At 64.3% G+C, this 3,914-nt stretch carries 3 protein-coding genes and 1 pseudogene; 2 read left to right on the top strand and 2 right to left on the bottom strand.

What is annotated here, in order from left to right; translation table 11 throughout:
* Both EN994_RS21475 and EN994_RS21470 read left to right on the top strand, forming a co-directional pair.
* A pseudogene (locus tag EN994_RS21475) lies at positions 1-253 on the top strand (hydantoinase/oxoprolinase family protein); the annotation flags it as partial.
* 98 nt (positions 254-351) lie between these two features.
* Entirely contained in the window at positions 352-2,520 is a 2,169-nt protein-coding gene (locus EN994_RS21470; RefSeq protein ID WP_063169667.1) for a malate synthase G, read from the top strand.
* A 66-nt stretch (positions 2,521-2,586) separates the two neighbouring features.
* Here the strand turns inward: EN994_RS21470 and EN994_RS21465 are convergent, their stop codons facing one another.
* Positions 2,587-3,126: a J domain-containing protein gene (locus EN994_RS21465; RefSeq protein WP_013528603.1), complete on the bottom strand. Its 540-nt coding sequence runs from the start codon at positions 3,124-3,126 to the stop codon at positions 2,587-2,589.
* Positions 3,127-3,401: 275 nt separating this feature from the next.
* Positions 3,402-3,914, bottom strand: a 513-nt coding sequence (locus EN994_RS21460) for an ATP-binding protein (protein ID WP_164746061.1), incomplete at its 5' end; no start/stop codon positions are given.

Here is a 3,914-nt window from a genome sequence, read left to right as displayed (position 1 = left end):
GCCCATAGAAGGGCTGTTTCGTCTCGCCTCGGGCGAGACCGTACGCGATTTCCTCGACGAGGCAGCGGCGATCGCGGCGGCCGAGGCCGATGTCCGCGCCATCGTCGCGGAGCGCGCCAGGGATGCCGGCACCGACAGCGCCGAGATCGACGTCGCCACCGAATTCCGGGTCTCGACCGTCGAGGCCCAGCGCATGTTCATCGAGGCGCATGTCGTGGCCGTGGCCTCGGGAAGGCCGCGCATTGCGGTTTGAGCGACGCGGCGAAATACGCCACCTTCACCCTAAGCTGAATTGACCCGGCAAACCTGACATGCCAAAGGCCCGCAAAGCCTTTCATCTGGAGTAGCCTGATGACCGACCGCATCGAGATCGCCGGATTGCGGATTGCCCGCGAGCTGCATGAGTTCGTGGCCAGGGAAGCGCTGCCGGGCACGGGGATCGAAGCGGACGCCTTCTGGAACGGTTTTTCGGCCGTCGTCCATGATCTGGCGCCGAAGAACCGGGAGCTGCTGGCAAAGCGTGACGCCATCCAGGAACAGATAGACGGCTGGTATCGCGATCACGGCGCGCCGGTCGACATGGAGGCCTACAAGGGCTTCCTGAAAGGGATCGGCTACCTCGTTCCCGAAGGCCCGGCCTTCAGCGTGTCGACCGACAACGTCGACCCGGAAATTGCTGATGTTGCCGGACCGCAGCTGGTCGTGCCGGTGATGAATGCGCGCTATGCGCTCAACGCTGCCAATGCGCGCTGGGGTTCGCTCTACGATGCGCTCTACGGCACCGATGCCATCCCCGAAACGGATGGCGCCGAAAAGGGCAAAGCCTTCAATCCGGCACGCGGCGCCAAGGTCGTCGCCTGGACGAAGACCTTTCTCGACGAGGCTGCCCCGCTCACGTCCGGCAAATGGGCCGGCGTCAATGGCCTGTCGCTGGCGCAGGGTGCCTTGCGGCTGAGCGCCGGCGCCGGCTCGACGACGCTGGCCGACCCCAGGCAATTCGTCGGCTATCGCGGCGATGCCGCCAATCCCGATGCCGTGCTGCTTGTGCGCAACGGCCTGCACATCGAGATCGTGATCGACCGCAACAACCAGATCGGCCGCACCGATCCGGCGGGCATCGCCGATGTCATCCTGGAATCGGCGCTGACCACCATCCAGGACTGCGAGGATTCGGTCGCGGCGGTGGATGCGCCAGACAAGGTCGTCGTCTACCGCAACTGGCTCGGCCTGATGAAGGGTGACCTAGCGGAAGAGATCACCAAGGGCGGCAAGAGTTTTGTCCGCAAGCTCAATCCCGACCGCGCCTACACCGCGCCCGCCGGCGGCACGCTGACCGTGCCCGGCCGCTCGCTGATGCTGGTCAGGAATGTCGGCCACCTGATGACCAGCCCGGCGATCCTCGACCGCGACGGCAATGAGGTTCCGGAAGGCATCATGGATGCGGCGATGACGGCGCTGATCGCGTTGCACGATGTCGGGCCGAACGGCCGCCGCGCCAATTCCCGCGCCGGCTCGATGTATGTCGTGAAACCCAAGATGCATGGGCCCGACGAAGTCGCCTTCGCCGTCGAGATATTCGACCGCGTCGAGGCCCTGCTCGGCATGGCGAAAAATACCATCAAGATGGGCATCATGGATGAGGAGCGGCGCACCACCGTCAACCTCAAGGAGGCAATCCGCGCCGCAAAGGAGCGCGTCGTGTTCATCAACACCGGCTTTCTCGACCGCACCGGCGACGAGATCCACACCTCGATGGAAGCCGGCCCGATGATCCGCAAGGGCGACATGAAGCAGGCCGCCTGGATTTCCGCCTACGAGGCGTGGAATGTCGACACCGGGCTGGAATGCGGGCTGGCCGGCCACGCCCAGATCGGCAAGGGCATGTGGGCGATGCCGGATCTGATGGCTGCGATGCTGGTGGAGAAGATCGTCCACCCCAAGGCCGGCGCCAACACCGCCTGGGTGCCGTCGCCGACGGCGGCGACGCTGCATGCCACGCACTATCACAAGGTCGATGTTCACGCCGTGCAGGCGGCGCTGAAGAACCGGCCGAAGGCCAGGCTCGACGACATCCTGTCGGTGCCCGTTGCCGTGCGGCCGAACTGGTCGCCCGAGGATATCCAGAAGGAACTCGACAACAACGCGCAGGGCATTCTTGGCTATGTCGTGCGCTGGATCGACCAGGGCGTCGGCTGCTCGAAAGTGCCTGACATCAACGATGTCGGCCTGATGGAAGACCGCGCCACGCTGCGTATTTCCTCACAGCACATCGCCAACTGGCTGCACCACGGCGTGTGCAGCGAGGACCAGGTGATGGCGACGATGAAGCGCATGGCTGACATCGTCGACCGCCAGAACGAGGGCGACCCGCTCTACGAGCCGATGGCGGCCGACTTTGACAAGTCGATAGCCTTCCTCGCCGCCTGCGACCTGGTATTCAAGGGCCGCGCCCAGCCCAACGGCTACACCGAGCCGGTGTTGCACGCGCGGCGGCTGGAACTGAAGGCGCAGCAGGGCTGAAGAGGCCAGTCCCTGCCGTGAATGGGGCGGCAGGTCTTCGGCCTGACTTCCTCCGGAGGTGAGGCGTCAGGAAGCTGTATGGTCCAGGAGCCGGATGGTGGGATCGCGACGGTGTTCGGAGTTGACCCTATCGACGCCTTCCACCGTAATCGCGATCGTCCCGTTTTCCACTCTTGCTATCCAGCCCTTCGCTTTTAGATACCAGAGATGAAACTCGAGATGCTCTCGCGGACAGTCTGACAGGCGTTCGAGCTCCACATCCCCGATCCCGGGATTGCTGACGTCGTGCCGGCGCTTCGCGTAAAGCAGCGACAGCAGCCTGGCCTGGATCACGACATCCCGCTCGATGCCTTTGCTGTTGCTGGCTTCCTCGGTCAATTCGCGGCGAAGGCCGGCATGGTCCCTATACGCGATGTCGTATTGAGCGCGTTTGACCGGATCCTTGAGCGTGTTGTGGGCTTCCACGATTTCACTGAAGCGGGCTTCATCGCCGGTTTCGCGATTGTCGGGATGATAGCGCATCGCAAAATAGCGAAATATGCGCTCCAGCGTTTCCGAGTTGGCGTTCGGGCTGACTTCCAAAACTTCGTAGTAGTCAACGAACATAGCGGACTCCCCGACCGCAATCATATTCACATTATCTAAATAAGGAATTCCCAATGCGGAGACCAAGACTTTGGTCCGATGCGATGACGTCCACGCCCCCGAAGACGGAGAAACGGCCGGCGCCCGGTCGGTGGGGGCCGTTGGGTGGTGAGGACGTCGACCAAGCGGACAATCAGGTCCGCCGCAGTGCGGAGATGGCCGATTCGTCGGATGACGGTTATGGCGTGATTGCGGAAGGTGGTGTGGCAGAGTCGGCTTGTCGGGCGGCGAGTGATCTACGCCGCCTGCGCCACCCGCTCCGAGCTCATGCGGTAGGAAATCGCTTCGGCCAGATGGATGCGGCCGACGGTTTCGCTGGCGTCGAGATCGGCGAGTGTCCGCGCCACCTTCAGCACCCGGTGATAGGCTCGCGCCGAAAAGGCGAGCTTTTCGCTGGCGTCCTTGAGCAGCGACAGGCCGGCGGCGTCCGGCATGGCGATCTCCTCGATGACCGAGGGCGCGCAATGCGCGTTGGTGGTGGCGCGGGTGGCGCCGAGCCGCTCGAAGCGCTCGCGCTGGATGGTGCGGGCGCGTGCCACGCGCATCGCCACATCGGCACTTTTCTCCGCCCGGTCGGGCCGGATCAGGTCGCTGGCCGAGACCGCCGGCACTTCGATCCTGAGATCGATGCGGTCGAGCAGCGGGCCCGAAATGCGCGCCTGATAGTCGGTGCGGCAGCGCTCGCCGCGCAGGCAGCGATAACCAGGCTCGCCGGCCATGCCGCAGCGGCACGGGTTCATCGCTGTCTC

The organism is Mesorhizobium sp. M7A.F.Ca.CA.002.09.1.1 (genome assembly GCF_003998555.1).
Classification (GTDB): Bacteria; Pseudomonadota; Alphaproteobacteria; order Rhizobiales; family Rhizobiaceae; genus Mesorhizobium; species Mesorhizobium ciceri.
This window is presented reverse-complemented; position numbering and strand designations above follow the sequence as displayed.